15 protein-coding genes are annotated in these 20693 nt (G+C 34.7%); 4 read left to right on the top strand and 11 right to left on the bottom strand.

From position 1 onward, the window contains the following. Positions 1–119: 119 nt before the first annotated feature. Together AACZ49_RS18475 and dcm are read right to left on the bottom strand one after the other, a co-directional pair. A complete protein-coding gene (locus AACZ49_RS18475; RefSeq protein ID WP_339657754.1) occupies positions 120–728 on the bottom strand; it encodes a hypothetical protein in 609 nt (202 codons plus the stop codon). Further along, positions 725–1954 (bottom strand): DNA (cytosine-5-)-methyltransferase, encoded by a 1230-nt coding sequence (gene dcm / locus AACZ49_RS18470; RefSeq protein ID WP_339657752.1) that lies wholly within the window; start codon positions 1952–1954, stop codon positions 725–727. Before dcm ends, AACZ49_RS18475 begins: the two co-directional genes overlap by 4 nt. A gap of 56 nt (positions 1955–2010) precedes the next feature. Here dcm and AACZ49_RS18465 point away from each other — a divergent pair, with 56 nt between their 5' ends. Beyond that, positions 2011–3204 (top strand): C40 family peptidase, encoded by a 1194-nt coding sequence (locus AACZ49_RS18465; protein WP_339657750.1) that lies wholly within the window; start codon positions 2011–2013, stop codon positions 3202–3204. Here AACZ49_RS18465 and AACZ49_RS18460 read toward each other — a convergent pair. Both AACZ49_RS18460 and AACZ49_RS18455 read right to left on the bottom strand, forming a co-directional pair. Further along, entirely contained in the window at positions 3194–5329 is a 2136-nt protein-coding gene (locus tag AACZ49_RS18460; protein ID WP_339657748.1) for a pyrroloquinoline quinone-dependent dehydrogenase, read from the bottom strand. The genes AACZ49_RS18465 and AACZ49_RS18460 overlap by 11 nt on opposite strands. 19 nt (positions 5330–5348) lie before the next feature. After that, complete coding sequence (locus AACZ49_RS18455; protein WP_339657746.1) at positions 5349–6854, bottom strand: peptidase S10; 1506 nt, start codon at positions 6852–6854, stop codon at positions 5349–5351. 125 nt (positions 6855–6979) lie between these two features. Between AACZ49_RS18455 and AACZ49_RS18450 the strand changes: the two genes are divergently transcribed. The 3 genes from AACZ49_RS18450 (at position 6980) to AACZ49_RS18440 (ending at position 10034) form a co-directional block, all read left to right on the top strand. Continuing rightward, positions 6980–8086 carry a DUF5009 domain-containing protein gene (locus tag AACZ49_RS18450; protein WP_339657744.1) on the top strand — a complete coding sequence of 369 codons (1107 nt, stop codon included), beginning with the start codon at positions 6980–6982 and terminating at the stop codon, positions 8084–8086. A gap of 181 nt (positions 8087–8267) precedes the next feature. Next, complete coding sequence (locus tag AACZ49_RS18445; RefSeq protein ID WP_339657742.1) at positions 8268–9107, top strand: PIG-L family deacetylase; 840 nt, start codon at positions 8268–8270, stop codon at positions 9105–9107. Between the two features lie 51 nt (positions 9108–9158). Beyond that, on the top strand, positions 9159–10034 hold the full coding sequence (locus AACZ49_RS18440) for a DUF1080 domain-containing protein (RefSeq protein WP_339657740.1): 876 nt from the start codon (positions 9159–9161) through the stop codon (positions 10032–10034). A gap of 7 nt (positions 10035–10041) precedes the next feature. On the opposite strand, the gene AACZ49_RS18435 is transcribed toward AACZ49_RS18440, so the two are convergent. The 7 genes from AACZ49_RS18435 to AACZ49_RS18405 form a co-directional block, all read right to left on the bottom strand. Continuing rightward, positions 10042–11670 (bottom strand): S41 family peptidase, encoded by a 1629-nt coding sequence (locus AACZ49_RS18435; protein ID WP_339657738.1) that lies wholly within the window; start codon positions 11668–11670, stop codon positions 10042–10044. Beyond that, a complete protein-coding gene (gene rnpA, locus AACZ49_RS18430; RefSeq protein ID WP_339657736.1) occupies positions 11651–12034 on the bottom strand; it encodes a ribonuclease P protein component in 384 nt (127 codons plus the stop codon). The genes AACZ49_RS18435 and rnpA overlap by 20 nt, the downstream gene beginning before the upstream one ends. 74 nt (positions 12035–12108) lie before the next feature. After that, positions 12109–13962: a M1 family metallopeptidase gene (locus tag AACZ49_RS18425; protein WP_339657735.1), complete on the bottom strand. Its 1854-nt coding sequence runs from the start codon at positions 13960–13962 to the stop codon at positions 12109–12111. Positions 13963–13978: 16 nt separating this feature from the next. Then, a complete protein-coding gene (locus tag AACZ49_RS18420) occupies positions 13979–15631 on the bottom strand; it encodes a S8 family peptidase (RefSeq protein WP_339657733.1) in 1653 nt (550 codons plus the stop codon). Positions 15632–15685: 54 nt separating this feature from the next. Then, the gene (locus AACZ49_RS18415; protein ID WP_339657731.1) at positions 15686–16546 is read right to left on the bottom strand and encodes an MBL fold metallo-hydrolase; all 861 of its coding nucleotides are present in this window, start codon (positions 16544–16546) and stop codon (positions 15686–15688) included. A gap of 145 nt (positions 16547–16691) precedes the next feature. After that, positions 16692–17114 carry a response regulator gene (locus tag AACZ49_RS18410; protein ID WP_339657729.1) on the bottom strand — a complete coding sequence of 141 codons (423 nt, stop codon included), beginning with the start codon at positions 17112–17114 and terminating at the stop codon, positions 16692–16694. Next, positions 17098–20556, bottom strand: a complete 3459-nt coding sequence (locus tag AACZ49_RS18405; protein WP_339657727.1) for a PAS domain S-box protein — start codon at positions 20554–20556, stop codon at positions 17098–17100. The genes AACZ49_RS18410 and AACZ49_RS18405 overlap by 17 nt, the downstream gene beginning before the upstream one ends. Between the last annotated feature and the right edge of the window lie 137 nt (positions 20557–20693).

Here is a 20693-nt window from a genome sequence, read left to right as displayed (position 1 = left end):
ATAGGCTGGTGATTGCCAATATTACGGGATTATGATACTAAACGGATAATCAGTATAGAATATAAATGGTAGAAATGCAAAACTACAAGAATGTTTTAATCATAGTATAGATATATGACTTAAACCAAACGTTTAGCAATTCCTTGTTCAATTAAAAAATCTAATTTTAGAATTAAGTTAATAGGTTTTTCAGATTTATTATTTTTTGAAAAATACAGATAACCCTCAGTTCTAGTATTTAACTCCTTTATTTTTAATTTACCATGGCGCTCTATATTGGCGTCACAATAACCTTTCAAGACTTTTTGGGATATAGCTTTTTTATCTAGAAAACCAAGCAACATTTTTCGGTTAACCAATGTTATTTTACACGACGTAAATATGTTGGGTTCATCTTCATATATAGCAGTTGCCAAAGAGTAGAAATCTGTCTTCTTATTTTTGTCAAAAAGCCAGCCTTCTTTATAGTTTTCTACTTTATAGTAACCTAATTCAAAAGCGAATGTGGGTAGATCTTCATTTATATAATCTAATTGTGCTTTTTCGTCAATATTAAAAACGGCTTTTGTTTGCTTATGGCTAAACAAAATGTCAATACCTGCCATTTGACTTTTCATATCATGAACTCGGCAAGTATCATAATGGATTATTTTTTTTTTATAATACACATCTAAAAGATGAGAAAGTTTTTTCTCTTTTCTTAAATCAGATGTGAATTTACTTTTCACGTCTTACTAATTTTATCTGCAAGAACAGTTGCTATTTTTTGAACAACTCCCACCACTAAAGCATTACCCATAAAGAAAGCTCTTTTAGTATCAGAAATTCCTTCAAGGGAAGTATGGTTGTCTGGGAACATGTTCAATCGTTCTAGTTCTAAAGGGGTTAATCTTCTCAGTCCTTTTTTGGTCTGAACCACATGTTTAAAACGAGAAGGACTTTTACCGCCTTCACCTGTTATTATTGTTCTAGAAGCATTGTCTAAAGCATCTGGAAAAACCATACTTCCTTCGCTATAGTTATATGAATACCCGGTCTTGGCGGTTCGTATTTCTTTTTTTGAACCTTTTAAATATTCCCATTTTTCATACTCATCTTCAGCTATATAAAACTCATCGGGTATTATACTTTTTTCTAGAATGTCACTTAAAACAGTTCTTTTTCCATCAAAATTAGGTAAGGTTTTAGTAGTATGAACTTGTCCACTTATGAATACACCTGTATTTTGAAAAGGAGATAACTTTCCTGCGACATTAAAATTTTCTGATAGTGAGACTAAATCTTCATCAATTGTAAATGCGTCTATTTTTGAGGAGGTATTTGTAATAGGAAAAGCAGATGAAATTGTTCCAGAGTCAAAAATCCATTCTGTTGGTGTTATACTTTTAAATTGTTTGTAGAGTGGGGTTGATTTGTGATAACCCAAGAAGAAAATACGTCTGCGACGTTGGGGCATACCATAATCTGCTGCATTAATAACCCTCCATTCTACAGCATAACCTAAATCATCAAGACTCTTTAGCATTATGGCAAAATCTCTACCTCTTTGGTTCGAGGGTGATTTTAGTAAACGATCTACATTTTCTAAAAAAAGGTACTTTGGTGGATTTTTCTTTTCTGACAGAATTCTATGAATGCTCCACCATAACACCCCTTTTTTACCAATTAGACCTTTAGAATTTTGCAGGGTAGTAGCTACAGAATAATCTTGGCATGGAAAACCACCTACTAGAATATCTGCATCTGGTATTACTTTGCTTTCTACTTCAGAAATATCCATATTGCTATGGTTCTGTTTTCCAAACCGGGCTTCGTAAACTAACGATGCATGCTGTGTTTTTGTGCTAGGTTCCCATTGGTTGCTCCAGACTACCTTATAGCTGTCAGTTTCCTCTAATCCCAAGCGAAATCCACCAACACCAGCAAAAAGTTCTATGACCTTAAGTTTCTTCATTTGCGATAAATTTACATAAATTCACAAGGCTAATACTATTTGAAATATTTTTAGATATGAAGAAAACGCTGTTCCAAAAAGCTTTTGCATTGATTTTGATAGCATTGAATATATCCTGCAGTACCAATTTAGAAGAAAAGAAAATTTCTATAAGAGAGATTGATAGCATAAAAGATTTTTTTGCTCCTGATAAACGTACAGCTCTTTTCAATGTAGAAGCTTTAGATGATCCTTCTGGCATAAAATTGGTAGGGGAAAGCAATCTACCAAAGGCAGTAGATTCTCTTAAAGCAATTTTAGAGGAAAAAGGAATTCAGTTTGTAGACGAAATTAAAATACTACCATCGTTGGATTTAAAAGGTAAAACGAAGGCAGTAATAAATATTTCTGTGGCCAATCTAAGAAGCAACCCCAAACACGCTGCAGAATTAGCAACACAAGCTATTCTTGGTACAGAAGTTAATGTTTTAAAAAAGGATTCAGATTGGTATTTGATACAAACACCAGATGAATATTTGGCATGGGTAGATACTGGCGGTATTCAATTAATGGATGATAAAGGTATATCGCAGTGGGAAACCTCAAACAAGATCATTTATACGAATACTTACGGTCATGCATATGACTTGACAGATACAACCATAAGAATATCTGACCTTGTTGCCGGTAGTCTTTTGAAGGTTTTAGGGGAAGAAGGAGGTTATTATAAAGTTGAATTTCCAGATGGAAGACAAGCTTTGGTTTCTAAAGAAGAAGCAGCAGATTATACATCTTGGCTATCAAGTTTAAGCTATGATGCTAATGCGTTAATTGAAACCTCAAAAACCTTAATGGGAGTGCCTTATTTATGGGGTGGGACATCAACGAAGGGAGTGGATTGTAGCGGTTTTACCAAAACCATTTATTACATGAATGGTATAGTGATACCACGAGATGCTTCACAACAGATACACGCAGGAAAACCGATAGACTCCATTGCTGATTTTAGTAAATTAGATAAAGGTGATTTGTTGTTTTTTGGTAGAAAAGCGACCGATTCGACTGCAGAAAAAGTAGTACATGTGGGCATGTGGATTGGCAACAATCAATTTATACATTCTTCAAACATGGTGCGGGTAAGTAGTGTAGATAAGAATGCTTCAAATTATGATTCATATAATGTAAATCGTTATTTACGAACCAAAAGATTACTTAAAGAGGAAGATAAAAACATAATTAAATCAAAGAAGGCTGAGGAAATTAAGGGTTAGGCAATGCAAATGAAATTATTTGATTTCCTTTTTCAGTTCCTAATTTTTCACCTCCACATGCAAGAACGATATACTGCTTCCCATTATATTGATATGTGCTTGGTGTAGCAAACGAAGCAGCAGGTAGCTTATATTCCCATAAAAGTTCACCAGTTGTTTTATTAAATGCCCTAAAAAAACCATCCTTTGTAGCAGCAATAAATAATAATCCGTTTTTAGTTATTATTGGTCCCCCATAGTTTTCGGTTCCCGTGGCGGGAAACCCTTTTTCTTTAAGGGACAATGTTTCTCCAAAGGGTATAGACCATAAAAAACCACCTGAATTTAAATCTATAGCGTTTAGTGTTCCCCAAGGTGGCGAAATAGCAGGTAGGCCATTACTATCTAAAAACTTATTATAGCCACCATGTAAGTATGGGTTTTCTTCTATAGCGTTTGCAATTTCCATTTTTTCTTGTAGCGCTATAGTTTGCTCCTCATTGAACAGAAATTGAATCAAAGCATCTTTTTCTGAATCGGATAATGTCGGAAAACCGGTCATCATACCTTTGCCTTGCGTAACAATAGAGACTACTTCTTCTTTACTTCTCTTAAGATTAATATCTACTAGAGAAGGAAAACCACTAGCCACCAAACCTTTTCTATCCAACCGATGACAAGTAGCACATTTGCTATTGTAAATTCGCTCACCTAAGGGCATTTCTTGAGCATAAGCTTCATTGGCCTTCATCTTTAGATTCCAAGCCATTTCGTTAGAATTCACGTATAAAATCCCATCTTCTGGATCAACACCTGCACCGCCCCATTCAGCCGCTCCATCATAACCGGGCAGCAATAATGTAGACTCAAGACTAGGCGGACTATACACTTCTTTTTCTGCAAATTCAAAAAACGCTAAAAGTTCCTCCTTATTTTCGGCATAAGGGCTAATATCCTTTTTGGTTAGCTCATTCGATTGTCGAGCAAAAGGTTTTGGTTTTGTGGGAATAGGTTGTGTTGGCCAAGCAATTTCACCTGTTAATGTTGAAGTCGGAACAGGCACTTCTTCAATATCAAAAAGTGGCTTTCCTGTAATTCTGTCAAAAACAAAAACATACCCTTGTTTGGTAATTTGTGCCACAGCCTTAATTTTTTGATCATTATGTTCTACAGTTAAAAGGTTTGGTGGTGCAGGCGGATCGCGGTCCCAAATATCATGATGTGTAAATTGAAAATGCCATATGCGCTTTCCTGTATTTGCATTTAAAGCCACCAATGAATTAGCGTAGAGGTTGCTTCCTAAACGGTCACCACCATAAAAATCTGGTGCAGCAGACCCTGTTGGCACATAAATTATTTCTGCTTCTTCATCTAATGCCATACCTGCCCAGTTATTGGCAGCACCGACCATTGGACTTTTGTAGGCATTGGGGTCTTCCCAAGTCTCATACCCTAATTCTCCTGGGTGAGGTATCGTATGAAACACCCATTCTGGTTTACCGGTAATTATATTAAAGGCCATAACATCACCTGGTGCTGCATCAGATCCTTCAGATATTCTTAATGGCATTACAATAATGTCTTTAAAAACAGTACCGGGTGTATTTGAAATAACAAACTTTTCTTTTGCTGACTTTGGCATTCCCGAACGCATATCTATTTTTCCATCTATACCAAATGAAGGGATAGGTATTCCGGTGAGAGCATCAAGAGCATAAAGATCAGCCCCCCGCGTACAGAGAATTCGTTTATCATTACCTTTCTCCCAGTAGGAAACACCTCTACTTGTAGAATGCCATACTTGAACAGAGTCACCAAATTGCCATAATTCTTTCCCTGTTTCTGCATGAAGTGCTACAATGCGTAACGCTGCGGTTACCCCATAAACAATGCTATCAACAACCAAAGGATTCATTTGCATTTGTCCCCAGTCTGGCGCTTCGTATCGCCAAGCTATTTCTAATCGAGCTACATTTTTAGGTGTAATTTGGTTAAGGGTCGTAAAATGACTTCTACTAGGGTCTCCTAAATATGATGACCACGTAGTATATATTTTATCATCCTTTTTTGAAGCCTCTTCATTGCAACTCATAAGAATGCAAAGCGATAGAATAAAAAATGTGATAAAATAGGATTTAGCCCTCATAATATGATGTTTTTAATATCTAATTAGTAGTTATAAACTTTCGAATATCTTTACCCAACTGAATTAAATCTGGTTCATGGGTGTACATCATATGTCCCGCTTCATAATATTTCATTTGTACTCGTTCTTTCACAATTCCGTTTCTAGCAAAAGTATATTCAGCATCAAAAAACGGAGTAATTAAATCATAATAACCACTTGCTATCATAACTTTCATCGCGGTGTTTCTACGCATGGTTTCACCTAGGTCTGGTGCCGTATTTACTGGCATTGGCTCCCAATATTGAGTGTCAGGTACGGTTCTCCAACGCCAATTGGTACCACCACCAGAAGTAATGTATGGTCTATCCATTTTTACCTTCAAATCAGAAGCAAAATAATGGTTAATACTCGCTGTATATGCAGCACTTATTTGGTAACTAGCGGCATCGCCCAGATGAGGCCTTTCAGAGACCTTATCTTCTTCGTCCCCCATAAAACGACCGTCAAGTCGACCAATAGCCAACCCTTTATCTAATAATAATTGTTTTTGAAAGCGACCCATTAAAATTCTTAGGTTTGAACGAAGTATATAAGTTTTGTCCAGCCCAGTAAAATATGCAAGCTTTTCTGCTATTGCATCTTTTTCTTCATCGGTAAGTAAATTGCCCTTATAAAGTGAAGGAACATAGGTGTTATAGGTAAAATCACGACATTCTTGAGTGAAACTTTCCAATGTTTTGCCTAGTCCAGCTTTTTTATGATACCAAGCCGTGGCAGCCATACTGGGTAAATAGGTGATAAATGAAGTTATATTATTTGGTTCTGATGTAGAGCCGGCATAATCTAAGGCTTGAGAAATCAAGATCATACCGTTTAATGCCATATTCTGTCCTGACCCTTCTAATGCTTTTCCCAAAGCTGCGGCACGTGTAGTTCCATAACTTTCACCTGCCAAATATTTTGGAGAAAACCAACGTTCGTTTTCAGTTACCCATTTTCGAATAAATTGGGCAAAAGAATTTACATCTTCTTTTAATCCGTAAAAATCTTTTCCTTCTCCTTTACCAACTAATCTGCTATATCCAGTTCCTACAGGATCAATAAAAACCAAATCGGTAATATCTAATAGACCATGTTCATTGTTTACTAAATTATAGGGTGCAGCCCCATCATCATTTTTGGCATCAGAATCTACTTTTACAATTTTTGGTCCAAAAAAACCGAGATGCAACCACATTGAAGCGGAACCTGGCCCACCATTAAAAACAAAAGTAACAGGCCGTTTTGTGACATCGTCTATCGATGTTTTAGTATAAGCAACAGACCAAAAAGTTGCTATTGAATCACCCTCTTTATTTGTTAGGAAAGTTTCTTTCGCTGTCGTGGTGTAATCAAGTGTTTTACCTCCAAAAATGCCTTGATGTTTTGTGATGAAAGTTTTGGCTTCTGGAATTGCTTTAGGGGTTGAATCTTTTTTGGTTTCTTGAGCTTGAGTGAATAGGCACAAAAACAATCCGATGGTTATTAAAAAATGGGTTCGCATAATCTGATTTATTGAATGGTAGAGATTTTAGTTTGTCAATTTAAAAGTAGGGATAAAATACGAACAGTAACTTTTTCAATTTAAATCTATTACATTTAAGAGCAAGTTCAAACAAGTATAAACCAATGGCTCAATTATCTGCTCCAATTTCTGAACGCCTTTATTCTCTAGATGTATTTAGAGGAATGATTATGTTTTTATTAATTGCTGAAGCAGCAGGGTTTCACCATCATTTTTTCGAACTAACCCAAGGCACTTTTTTAGAACCTTTTGCATTACAGTTACATCACCATCCATGGAACGGATTGCGATTTTGGGATTTAATTCAGCCTTTTTTTATGTTCATTGTGGGTGTAGCCATGCCTTTTTCGCTACGAAAACGTCTAGCTACAAGTAATAGAAAGAATGTAACTAAGCATATTTTAAAACGAAGCTTTATTTTGTTCAGCTTTGGTGTCTTATTGCATTGTGTTTATAACCATGCCTTGGTTTGGGAATTATGGAATGTTTTAGTGCAATTGGCTTTTACCATTTTAATAGCCTACGCCATTATGGACTTATCACACAAAAATCAAATAATTATATCTGTCGCACTTTTGATTTTGACAGAGTTGATATATAGAAGCTATAACCCCGAAGCACCTTATATAGAAGGGCATGATAGTTTCGGGTCTTATGTTGACATGTTGGTTATGGGTAAGGTAAATAATGGGTATTGGGTTTTTATAAACTTTATCCCTACAGCTGCTCACACTATATGGGGCGTAATATGTGGACAACTATTATTACAGAATAGATTGGCATCGCACAAACTAAAAACTTTTATAGTTTGGGGAATTTCGATATTGATTTTTGGGCTTGCCTTAGATATTTTAAGCATTACACCTATAATCAAGCGTATTGCAACCTCCTCTTTTACCCTAGCTTCAGGTGGTTTTGCCATCTTAACCCTTGCCTTTTTCTACTGGGCTATAGATGTAAAGGACAAGCATAAAAAATGTGGTAAAGTTTTTTCGGTAGTGGGTACTAATGCTATATTTATATATCTTTTTGCTGAAACAATAGGTGTACAATGGTTTAGGGGTTTCGGGTTAATATGGACGGAAGGGCTATTAGCACCTTTGGGCGTGTCAGAGGCACTGATTTTAGTATTGAACTCACTAGTTGTATTATTTATTTTTTGGTACATCACCTACTTTTTAGACAAGAAAAAAATCTATTTTAAAATTTGAAGTTTTTAGTATAAGAAAGCACAATACTTAAATTCTTCATCTAATTATATAGTTATGGCATTAACAATACCGATTTGTTATACTACGATATAAAATGGGCAAATCAAGCAACATGTGTTATCTTTAAATATGAACTTTTGGGAATGTCTTTTTGAAACATTCAAAAGTAAAAGGAAGTATTATGAACCATAAAAAAGCTACATTTTTATTTCTTTTAAGACACCGCTCTTTAGTTCTTATTTTTCTTACGTTACTAATTCTTTTTAAAACAGTTGGGCTACGAGGTCAAAATCCATACGAAGGCAAGACAATCTTAGCAATATTTGCACATCCAGATGATGAAAGTACAATTGCACCAATTTTAGCAAGGTACACAAGAGAAGGCGCTAAAGTTTATTTGGTGATAGTTACTGATGGCAGATATGGTACAAATGATTTTCATGATCATAAAGCGGGCGAAACATTGGTTGCTACTCGTAGAGAAGAAATGAAGTGTGCCGCTAATCAATTAGGTGCAGAATTAATACACTTAGATTATCACGACCAGTTAAAAGCCGATGAAGGCTATGATGGTCACGTACCCCATGCTAGGGCTATTGTTTTAGAATTAAAAGACATTATAGAAATGGTTCGGCCAGATGTTCTAATCACTTGGGGACCCGATGGTGGCTCAACACATATGGATCATAGGTTGGTAGGGGCATCGGTAACCCAGGTATATTTGAGTAAGCAATGGGAGAAACCAATGGCGTTGTTCTTTTATGGCACCCCTACAGAAACAATAACTGATGCTGACAACAAAACACTGAGAGGACAACATAAGAAATATTTAAGGACTAAAATTTCATATTCAGAGGTAGATCTTAGTACAGCATTTGATTCCTACAAATGTCATTATAGTCAAATTGATCCGAAACTAACAAAAGAAGAATTTATCAATAGAAGAAATAAAAATGAACGAATCGTTTATTTGAGAAAGTTCGAAGCACCATCAAATGATGCTGATTCTGTCTTTGAATAATTAAGTTTTGCATTACATGAAAATTATCCGATTAAACATAAAAACCAAAAAATGAAAACACTATTTCTTAAAATAAGTTTATTTATTACAGCATTATTTTACTTAGTAGGATGCGGCGTAACAAAATCTCAACAAACAGAAAACGATTGGGAAAACATGTTTAATGGAGAAGACCTAAAAGGTTGGACAACAAAAATTCATCATTATGAAGTTGGTAATAATTATGGGGAAACTTTTAGAGCTGAGAATGGTATGGTAAAAGTGCGCTATGATCAGTATGAAGGTGAGTTTAACGAGCGTTTTTCACATCTATATTATGACAAACCCTTTTCGGATTTTCATTTAACGTTGCAATATAGATTTGTTGGTGAACTTTATAAAGGAGCACCAGATTACACTTTGAAAAATAGTGGCATTATGTTTCATTCACAAGATCCAAAGACAATGCTCAAGGAGCAAGACTGGCCTATCTCAGTAGAAATGCAATTTCTGGCAGGCATAAAAGAAGGTGAAGAGCGTTCAACAGGCAATATGTGTTCTCCAGGCACAGATGTTGTCTATGAAGGTAAAATAGACCCCAGACACTGTATAAATTCGAGTTCAGACACCTATTTTGGCGATCAATGGGTAACAGCCGAATTAATTGTATTACACGATTCGCTAATTACACACATAATTAATGGAAAAACGGTATTGCAATACACGAAGCCACAAATTGGTGGAGAAGTAGCGAATGGGTATGACCCTAAAATTAAGCAAGACGGCAAGCCTTTAACAGAAGGTTTAATAGCATTGCAAAGCGAAGGCCAACCAATTGATTTTAGGGATATAAAAATAAGGAATTTAAAAGGGTGTACAGATCCTAAGGCTAAAAACTATAAAGAGTATTACGTAATTTCGGATGCTAAATCCTGCACTTATAATTAGATTATTTTTATTTCAAAATAGAACTATACTTAGAAGTATTTCCTAATAATTCTGTTGCAGCTAAAATAGCTTCATCGTTATTTAAATAATACTGGTATAAACCATCTCTGTAGAAGTATCGTTTTACGATTTCATCCTCTAGGTTTTTTTGAATCTCACTTTGGTACTTGTCAAGGGCACTGATTTTGCCTTTTTCTATATTCGCCAAAAGTGTTTTATAACTATCCTTAACATCGCTTCCTAAAAAATCATTCTCATCTCCTGAGAGTGCATTTTTAATAGCATTCTCCGCTTTGGTCTCAAAAGAGAAACTACTTTTCTTTACATCATTTTTAAAAGCACTAAAATCGGCATCTGTAAATTTAAAATCTGTAACCGCGTTATATTTATGTGCATAATAGTAATTGGTGGCATAATCAAAAATAACGTTGCTTTGAAGTAAGGCCAATGTAAGGTCATTTGTTTTAGAGGTAGCCACTTCAATGTCAGGTAGAATTCCCCCTCCATCTTGTACCTTTCTGCCGTTACGAGTAGCAAAATCGGTATATGTTGTGTTTCTTATTGCATTGCCACTTTCGTCTCTATTCCAATAATCCAAGGCTTGAATACATCGACCAGAAGCAGTGTAGTATCTTGAAATGGTTACTTTTAACTGGGTACCGTACGTTAATTTTAAGGGACGTTGAACTAGACCTTTTCCAAAACTACGTGCACCCATAATTACCGCCCTATCTAAATCTTGTAAGCTGCCCGATACAATTTCACTTGCCGAAGCACTGCTGCCATTTACTAAAACCACTAAAGGTATATCTTCATCTACAGGTTGATTATTAGTATGATATTCACGATTAAATTTTTTGACTTTAGATTTAGTTGTTACCACTAATTCCCCTTTGGGTACGAAAAGGTTAGTAACATTAATAGCTTCAGAAAGCAACCCACCAGGATTATCCCTGAGGTCAAGTATTATTTTTTCGGCACCTTTTCCTTTTAAATCCAGCAAGGCGGCTTTTGTTTGTTCAGATGCTTTTGCATTGAATTTTGCTAATACAATATAACCTGTTTTATCATCGATCATATTGAAGTAAGGTACCGCATCAACCTCTATACCTTCACGAGTAATGGTTGTTGTATTGGTTTTCCCCTGCCTCTTATAAGTTACCGTCACTGTCGAGCCGTTTGCCCCTTTTAAGAGCTCACTGGCATTTTCTTCGAAATCAGCTACTTTGACATCTCCTATTTGTATAATCTCGTCTCCTGCTTTTAAACCAGCCTTATCTGCCGGATATCCTTGGTGTGGTTCTATAATTAACAACTTGTCTTTAAAGGAGCGAACCATTGCACCAATACCAGAATATTCACCTGCATTATTTATGCGATAGGTTTCAACATCTTGTTCGTTTAAAAATTTGGTATAAGGGTCCAATTCCTCTAACATGTTTTTAATGGCGGTATCCATTAATTCTGCAGGGTTGGTTTCATCCACATAATTCATGTTCAACTCTTTGAACAGGGTGGTAAAAATTTCAATCTGCTTAGCTATTTCAAAAAAGTCACTTTTATAACTACTTCCAATAAATAGAAATACTACAGCTATAATAGGAACAAGAACTTTTTTATGGATTATTTTTTTCATTAATCTGCAGCTTAAACTTATTTAATACGAGCTTCATTTTCTGGTCTAATAGCTCAAAGGTGGGCATATCTTTACCAAGATATAAAAATAGAAACGCAAACTTGGCCTCTGTATTGTTAAAAACCAGAGCTTTATTAAGTCTGTAAGACTCTCGCAGTAAGCGTTTAATTCTATTCCTGTCTACAGCACTTTTGAAATTCCGCTTAGATACGGTAACGCCTGTCTTTATTGAAACCGAACTATGCTGAATTGGTAAATAAATCAACTTCAGTGGAAAACTGGAAATACCTTTACCCTCATCAAACAATTGAGTAATGAGCATTTTACTTTTAAGTTTTTCCTTTTTACCGAAAGATACATCCATTCCGAAATAATTATTAGAAAGATTTGGCCCCCTTAAAAAGGAGGCGTTGTTATCTTAAATAGTACAATATCCAATTACTCGGCTTGCCAAACATTGTTTTCCAAATTAATGTCTGCCATTAACTGAGAGGGATCAATTACGATAGCCTTAATGGTAGATATTGGTTTACCAATCATAAAATCGTAAGTAGGGTAAGCCCAGGGCCAATCATCAATTACTGTTCTTTCAATACCTGAATATGGATTATCCTTTTCTCCTCGCATCATTCGTAATGGAGCATAAAAAGTTTCTCGGGTGTCATCATTATATACCACCAAAATATCTAAAGGCATAGGCATTAACCCAATACGCTCTAGAGTAACATTAGTAGAACTATCTGAAGCTACAACGTCTTTTATACCATAATCAATAGTGTTTGTTGTTTGGGTCCAATCGGTTAAATACCAATCAAGTTCAAAACCAGATACCTTTTCGGCAACTCGTTTAATATCATTAGGAACCGGATGTTTAAACTTAAAATCAGCGTAGTATTTACGAATGGTCTCCATTAATTTATCTTGACCGATTACATACCCCAATTGAGATAAGAAAATAGAACCTTTGCTATAAGCGGATATACCGTAAGCGAAATTAAGGTCATAGCGATCTGCATGGGTAGTTTGTGGTTGTTCTTTACCTGAAAGCACTAAATTTCTATATCCTTTGTAGGTGCCCTCAAAAGGATTGTCTTTATCCATGTCCATTATTTCACTCATACAAAGTTTAGAGATAAAAGAAGTAAACCCTTCATCCATCCACTCGTGTTTTGCTTCATTGGTAGCCAATATATGCTGAAACCAAGAATGTGCCATTTCATGTGCCATTACCCCAACTAAACTACCAAACTTACGGTCACCGGTTATTAGTGTAGACATAGCATATTCCATACCCCCATCTCCACCCTGTATTACAGAGTATTGGTCGTAAGGATATTCACCGATGTTTCTACTAAAAAATTCCATTGCCTCAACTGTTTTTGGCTGAAGGTTTTTCCAGTTTTCTAAGATTTTAGGATTGTTTTTATATAGAAAATGTAGTACCGGCCCATTTGGAACTTGTTGAATATCGTGAATGTATTCTGGGTCTGCCGCCCACATAAAATCATGAACCATTGGTGCTTTAAAATGCCAGGTTAATGTTTTCCCTTTTTGCTTTTTAATTTTTGTTCCTGGTGTTTCATAACCGTGTCCTATTTCATCTGGGTTTTGAAGATAGCCAGTACCACCAACCGTATAATTTTTATCTAAAGTTAATTTTACATCAAAATCACCCCAAACACCTTGAAATTCACGTGCTATATAAGGGTCTGCATGCCAACCTTCAAAATCATATTCTGCAAGTTTAGGATACCATTGGCTCATGGACAATGCAACACCTTCTTCGTTATTTCTACCAGAACGTCTAATTTGAAGTGGAACCTGACCATTAAAAGCCATGTTGAAAGTAGATTTACTGCCTGGTGCTATTGGTGAAGCTAGGTCAACGACCAATACAGTGCCTTCTTCAGAATACGTTACTTTCTTACCATCTTGTGTTAAAGAAGTAGTATGTAGATATCCCATTTCACTTTCAGAAAGGGTAGAAATTCTACTCTTCTTTTCTTTGGATATCATACGGTCGTCAGGGTCAGCAATGGTTTGTAAACGAATATCCATTTCACTGCCTGGTTGAAAGGCATTGAAATATAAATGGAAGTAAACCCTTATTAATTCATCTGGTGAATTATTAGTGTAGACCAATGTTTGGGTTCCGGTGTATTGAAAACTATCAACATCCATATCAACATTCATGGTATAGTCTACATGTTGTTGCCAGTAGTCAGTTTTATTCTGTGCTGTTAACCCAATAGTGAATAATGCGATAAATAAACTTAAAATTGATTTAATCATGTGTGTTTAGTAATTATTATAATTGAACCTTTTTGGCAGCTACTTTACTTGCTAATACCAAAGCATTATAAGCATTTGCGATTTTACCGGATGTGGAAATTTCATTAAGAGAACCGCTCTTTCTTCCTTCGCTTCCTAAAACTACGGTAGTTTTAATTGGTAATCCAGATTGTAAAATTATTTTTTTTACCTGTGCGGCAGTAAGTGATGGATATTGTGACATTACCAAGGCTGCTATTCCTGCTACTGCGGGTGCAGCCATTGAGGTGCCTGGTGAGTATTCATATTCATTGTTTGGGTAGGTAGAATAGATGTCGGTACCTGGGGCAAAAACATCAACATTTACTTTACCGTAATTAGAATAGCTTGCCACCAATTCTGAACCATATTCAGAGTTTAAAGCACCAACTGTTATTACATTATCTGCAATTTCGGGTCCGTTTTTTACTTGGTCGTTCGGAAAGTTTGCGTTGGTGTGATCGTCTAAATTAGCACCATCATTACCTGCAGCATGCACAAAAAGAACATTTTTTTCTGCTGCGTATTTAATTGCCTCATATACCCATTCGGCTTTTGGAGAATATGATTTTCCAAAACTACCATTAATGATCCTTGCGCCATTGTCAACAGCATAACGAATGCCACGAGCAATATCCTTATCATACTCATCACCATTGGGTACAGCTCTAATACTCATTATGGCAACATTATTGGCTACACCATTTACTCCTTTACCATTATTGCGCTCAGCAGCAATAATACCAGCAACATGAGTTCCGTGACTTTCGTCATCAACTCTGTTTTTTGGATTTCCATTTCCGTAATTTGTATCGGTAATATCATAACCATCATCACCTACAAGCGCTCTACCATTAAAATCTTTATTTAAGTTATAATTAACCTGTTCTGTATAGTACTTAATTCCACTTTCTAGTTCTTTAAGAACTTCTGGTATAGAATCTTTTATACTGAACATTTGATTTAGAATGGCAATATTTCTCTGCGTGGTTTCATCAGTAGCCACTATATCCACCAAATCTTCTTTAGTATATGTATCTTTTTTTAAATATTTTTTTATATCTGAATCTGCATTTTTTACTGCCTGTAGAATTTGTTCATATTGTTGTTTTCCTTGTAATGCTTCATTATACTTTTTGTCTAATTCTGTTTTCGCTTTAGATAATGTTGCCGCATCACCAATATTTAAGCGCAACATACGAACATACTCTAATTGTTCATTGTAAGATTCTCCTAAGAAATTATATCCATGAATATCATCTATATAGCCATTACCATCATCATCTATGTTGTTTCCGGCTTTTTCTTTTGTATTTGTCCAAAGAACACCGTCAAGATCTTCATGATCTAGATCTATACCTGAATCTAGTACTGCTACTACAGTTTTTGTTCCTTTTCTGTTTTTAATGATTTCAGCATAAGCTTTGTCAACACTCATTCCAGGTATGGTGTCTGTTACTAAATCTAAATGCCCCCAATTCTTCTTTTCACTTATCGTGAGATCGGCTATTTTTAAAGGGGTGGTATCAATATTCTCAACGGGAGTAAGAATTAGTCCGCCCCCACCTGTTGCCGAACCTGTACTACCACAACTGGTCAATAAAGCAATAATTGAAAGAGCGAATAACAATTTAAAATATGTATTTGTCATAAATGGGAAACTTTATTTTATATGATTTATTAATTAATGTTTAGTACCGTAAAGTTAATTGAAGATTTCATCAAAAGAGTAAACTTGATTTAATCGAACACCTTTTTCGGTATGTTTTAAGGTACATAGTTGATTGTGTGCATCATGTTCAAAAAATAGAAAGAAGTTGTTTTCCACAGCATCATTTAAGAACAATTCTTTTTCTGTCATGGTAATTAACGGCCTTGTGTCATAACCCATTACGTAGGGTAATGGAATATGCCCAACAGTTGGTATAAGGTCTGCCACGTAAGCAATAGTTTTTCCTTTAAAAGATAATTGAGGTATCATTTGTTTTTCGGTATGACCGTCTACAAAACGGATGTCAAAACCTAACGGACTATTATTCAGGAAACTTTCATCTTTATGATCAATAAATGTTAATTGACCGCTCTCTTGCATGGGTATGAGGTTTTCTTTTAAAAATGAAGCTTTTTCTCTTGGGTTTGGTTCTGTTGCCCATTTCCAATGTTTCTCATTTGTCCAGAAACGGGCATTTTTAAAAGCAGGTTCATAACCAGTTTTATCCTTGTTCCACTGAATGGCACCGCCACAGTGGTCGAAATGCAAGTGGGTTAAAAAAACATCTGTAATATCATCGCTGTGAAAACCTTGTTTTTTGAGAGAGGTTTCTAAAGTAAAATCTCCCCAACGATAATAATAACCAAAGAATTTATCTGATTGTTTATCACCCATGCCCGTATCAATTAGTATAAGTCGATTACCATCTTCAATTAGTAAACTACGGGCGGCTATGTCAATTAAATTATTGCTGTCTGCTGGGTTTGTTCTCTGCCAAATGGTCTTTGGAACAACGCCGAACATGGCACCACCATCCAATTTAAAATTACCAGTTTCAACAGGATAAATTTTCATAAGGGGCAAAATAATAAAAGCGTATGAAACCGTGGGTTTATTAAGAATATATTATCATTTATGTTAGGGGATGATAACTCTAATTGTTTTAAAATAGACCTGGTTATTAGGTATGAAAAAGCCTTTCTTTTCTTTATTTAAAAGTTTACTGATCTTCTAAAAGTAATTTAGTAAGGTTATTATGTGCGAGGGGTTTGGTTAAGTGTCCTTTAACAACGGTATAGCTTTTGCCCTTTTCAATATCTAAAGGGTCGATTGAAGAACTTAAAATATATATTTTAGAATAACTTTTTATAGCTTCTGACAGTTTTTTGTATTCCTCTAAAAATTCAAATCCGGTCATTTCAGGCATTTTAATATCTAGAAAAATAAAATCTGGATAAGCTTCGGGCTGATCTATAATGCTATTCAAATACGCTAAAGCTTCAAAGCCAGAATTTTTGACTATAATTTGTTCAACACTCTCTTCTTTCGAAACAATAGCTTTATTTATAAAGTTGTCAATATCAGAATCGTCTATTAACAGTACTTTAATCCACCCATTCATTTTATTATTTATTTGATTCATTTGGTATTTTTAATATAAACATTGAACCTTCACCTAATTCGGATTCTACCTCTATTGTGCCATTTAATTTGGCCAACACTTCTTTAACGATATACAAACCAATCCCAGACCCCATTATTTGGGAAGATATTCTATAGAACATATTAAATATTTTATCTAATTGTTCTTCGGCTATTCCTAGACCATTGTCTTTTATCTCTATTATTGCTTCTTTTTTAGTGGTTTTAATATTGACCCAAACCGTAGGTATATTTTTGTTTAAATCATGATACTTAATCGCATTCGATATAAAATTGTTCAATAAAATTGAAATTCTTTTGGAATCAGAAACAAATTCAATTTTATCATCAACGATAATATTGAATTTTAATTGGCTCATGTTTTCTAAATACCAAAAATTCTCTAAGGAGCTTTCAATTAAATTAGTAAAATTTATAGTTTCTAAATGAATTTTTAGATGTTTATTTCGCGAATATTCAATGATATCCATAATAAAGCTGTCTAATCTTTTAATCGATTTCTCCATCATAGTAAGATTAGTAACCAAACCAGGCTCATTTTCTTCTATTAAAATAAGGTTTATAAGTCCTAAAACCGATGCTAACGGAGCTCTCAGCTCATGAGAGGCACTGTACACAAAACTATCAAGTTCAGAATTTGCTTTCTTAAGTTGGATGTTTTGCAGCTCTAAAGCCTCTTCAGCTTCTTTTCTCTTGGTATCATCAATTAAATTGACCAAATAATTTTGCTTGTTTTTAAAAAACAACGATTCCATAGATACTGAAAGGGATATTTTTTGACCGTTTTTTAAATTTATTTTAAATTTTTGATTTATTACTTTCCCATGTTTTAGAAAGTGTTTCCAAAACTTTTCTCTTTCATTGTCATCATAATTTTCCATAACAGCAAGGGCAGATTCTTTAATTGTTTTTCCAATTAAACCTTCTCGTGTAACTCCTAATAAATTATATACAACATTATTGGCTTCGATAACTTTTCTTTCGTTATCAAGTATAATCATGCCCATTAAATTGGTTTGAAATGCTTTTGTAAATTTCTCCTTATTTTCTTTAAGCGCTTCTTCTGCTAAAACTCTTTTGGTAATATCCATAGCAGTACCAAGCACTTGTATGGGTTTACCTTGAGTATTATAAACATTTTCAGAAAAACTTAGAATATGTTTTATACTCTTGTCATTAAGGAAAATTTTATAAACCGTTGGCAATGTTTGGTCATCGTCTGGTTTTCTGCTCAAAACCTCTGTTAATACATTAGAGCTGTCTGGATGAATAAATTCCATTGCTTCTTCTAGAGTTATAGTTGTCTTTTCACTAATACCATATATTTCAAACATCTCATTAGACCAATCTACTTGATTACTCTCTAAGTCCCAGCTCCAATATCCAATCTTTCCAATTCTAATTGCCGCGTCCATCTTTGATTTTAAATCAATAATTTCATTATCAGCTTCTTTTTGTTCTGTAATATCAACGGCCGTACCTCTATAACGTATTGGTACGCCCTTCTCATCTACTACAACCTCCATTTGTACAAGAACATATTTTATTGAACCATTTCTATGTTTAATTTTATAGGAAAACGGATTATTATCTTTTGTGGAAGATTTAAGCTGTAGTATTTTATTATGATACTCCCAATCATCTGGATGAACTAATTTTTTTGTAAACGGTACAGTTATTATTGTGCCTGGATCTACATCGTAGATCTCATACATAACATTGGACCATTCTATAATTTCGGTCTTTAGGTTCCAGTCCCAATAGCCTATTTTTCCAATTCGTATGGCAGCGTCCATTTTTGACTGTAGGTCAAGAAGTTTATGGGTTGTTTTTTTTGCCTCTGTTTGATCAATAAAAGTACAAAGGCTTATTTTTTTGTTTTCATAGTCAATTCGCTCTACCGATGTCAATAAATGTAAAACCTTACCAGACGTTGTAGTTAGGTCAACTTCCATTTTGTTTATAGACGAATTATTGGCAGATGATAAAGTATCATTTATAACATTTTCCGAATAAAATTCCCAAAGTTCGGCACTGGTTCTTCCCTTAATTTCTTCAAGGGAAAAACCGATTAAATTTAAAAAATAGGCGTTGGCATCTATAAAACGTTTGTTTTCGTCTTTAATGGCCATGCCAATGGTGCTATTATTAAAAGCTTTGCTAAATTTTTGCAGATTATTGTTAGCAATTTGCTCTAATTCTTTTCTTTTGGTAATATCTCTTAGAATACCTAATAGATTTCCATTGGGAGTCATTTTCGCATTAATTTCTCCATAAAAAAAAGAACCGTCCTTTCTAATCATTTTCCTTTCATGTAGAATAATATTTCCTGCTTTCAATTCTTTAAACTTAATAGGGTTATGCTTTAGCTCTTCGGGATCATAAATGTCCCTTAGGCTTAAACCTGTTAATTCATTTATAGCATAACCCAACATTTTTGCCCCTGCGATGTTTACATCTGTAATGACACCAGTTGAACTTGTAAGGAATATGCCGTCTGAAGCTTGCTCTACTAAGTTTTGGTAATTCTTTTGACTCTCATTAAGCAAAGTTGTTTGTTCTTCTACCAATTGTTTTAATCTAGAAGGTTGTCTTGTAAGAAAGAAAACTAACATGCCACAAAGAACGGCAAGTAGAAATCCTAAAATTAAAAAGAGTAAAATTGAAGAGAATGGGGATTTATGGTTAGAAATTACATATAACTTCCATTCGCCATGACTGGTAGTCAATGGAATTTTTATGGCTTCGTTGGTCACCATATTTTCGGAGGCATAAAAAATCTCTTCTGTTTGGTCAGATTTAACTTTTGCCAGTTGATAAGAGAAAATGGAATTTTCCTGTGTATCTAACTTAGCTGCCTTTATAATTGTGGACAAGCGAACCACTGCCGCAGTAAAGCCATTAAAGGTATCTGCTTGGTATATGGGTTTTCTGGTTACAAACCCAACATCTCCTTGTTTTAAGCGAATAGGACCGGCAGTAAAATAATCCTTTCTTTTAAGTGTTGTAAGCGCACCATCTTTACCAATGGAATCATTTAGAATATTAAAACCGATGACATCATTATTCTCTTTGGGATAAACGTGGGTTATTATTCCTTCACCATTTACAAGTTCCAACGCATCTATGTTGTTATTGCTATCTAATAATAATTGGGCAATACTATCAAAATTTTCAGGTATACCATAGTGTTCTATAATAAAGGATAATGTTTGGGTTGCGGTAAAGCTTTGTCCCATTATTTCCTGTAAGTCTTCCTTAAGTTTTAATGCTCTTTCGTTAACTTCTTCCTGTTGGGTGTTTTTAAGAAGTTGAAATCTTTGGTAGTTAAAAATCTGTGTTATGATGAATAACAAAATAAAAACCAGAAAGCCAAATACTAATGGTTTTATAAATACTGGATGCCTTTGTGATTTAAGCATTTAGAAAAATTTTCTAAAAAAGTTATTTTAAATCTAAATTTTTGTTAAAACCTAGATTAGAATTAAAATAACCTTTTTTTTTCTGATTATCCGTTTAGTATCATAATCCCGTAATATTGGCAATCACCAGCCTATCG

It is taken from the genome of uncultured Maribacter sp. (assembly GCF_963975365.1).
Taxonomy (GTDB): Bacteria; Bacteroidota; Bacteroidia; order Flavobacteriales; family Flavobacteriaceae; genus Maribacter.
The sequence above is the reverse complement of the archived record's forward strand: the minus strand, read 5'-3'. Positions and strand labels throughout refer to the sequence as shown.

Bases quoted from the DNA above. Each gene is read 5' to 3' on its own strand.
- AACZ49_RS18445 (WP_339657742.1), top strand. From the start codon at position 8,268: ATGAACCATAAAAAAGCTACATTTTTATTTCTTTTAAGACACCGCTCT.
- AACZ49_RS18455 (WP_339657746.1), bottom strand. From the start codon at position 6,854: ATGCGAACCCATTTTTTAATAACCATCGGATTGTTTTTGTGCCTATTC.
- AACZ49_RS18460 (WP_339657748.1), bottom strand. From the start codon at position 5,329: ATGAGGGCTAAATCCTATTTTATCACATTTTTTATTCTATCGCTTTGC.
- rnpA (WP_339657736.1), bottom strand. From the start codon at position 12,034: ATGGATGTATCTTTCGGTAAAAAGGAAAAACTTAAAAGTAAAATGCTC.
- AACZ49_RS18405 (WP_339657727.1), bottom strand. From the start codon at position 20,556: ATGCTTAAATCACAAAGGCATCCAGTATTTATAAAACCATTAGTATTT.
- AACZ49_RS18450 (WP_339657744.1), top strand. From the start codon at position 6,980: ATGGCTCAATTATCTGCTCCAATTTCTGAACGCCTTTATTCTCTAGAT.
- AACZ49_RS18440 (WP_339657740.1), top strand. From the start codon at position 9,159: ATGAAAACACTATTTCTTAAAATAAGTTTATTTATTACAGCATTATTT.
- AACZ49_RS18415 (WP_339657731.1), bottom strand. From the start codon at position 16,546: ATGAAAATTTATCCTGTTGAAACTGGTAATTTTAAATTGGATGGTGGT.
- AACZ49_RS18465 (WP_339657750.1), top strand. From the start codon at position 2,011: ATGAAGAAAACGCTGTTCCAAAAAGCTTTTGCATTGATTTTGATAGCA.
- AACZ49_RS18410 (WP_339657729.1), bottom strand. From the start codon at position 17,114: ATGAATCAAATAAATAATAAAATGAATGGGTGGATTAAAGTACTGTTA.
- dcm (WP_339657752.1), bottom strand. From the start codon at position 1,954: ATGAAGAAACTTAAGGTCATAGAACTTTTTGCTGGTGTTGGTGGATTT.
- AACZ49_RS18420 (WP_339657733.1), bottom strand. From the start codon at position 15,631: ATGACAAATACATATTTTAAATTGTTATTCGCTCTTTCAATTATTGCT.
- AACZ49_RS18435 (WP_339657738.1), bottom strand. From the start codon at position 11,670: ATGAAAAAAATAATCCATAAAAAAGTTCTTGTTCCTATTATAGCTGTA.
- AACZ49_RS18425 (WP_339657735.1), bottom strand. From the start codon at position 13,962: ATGATTAAATCAATTTTAAGTTTATTTATCGCATTATTCACTATTGGG.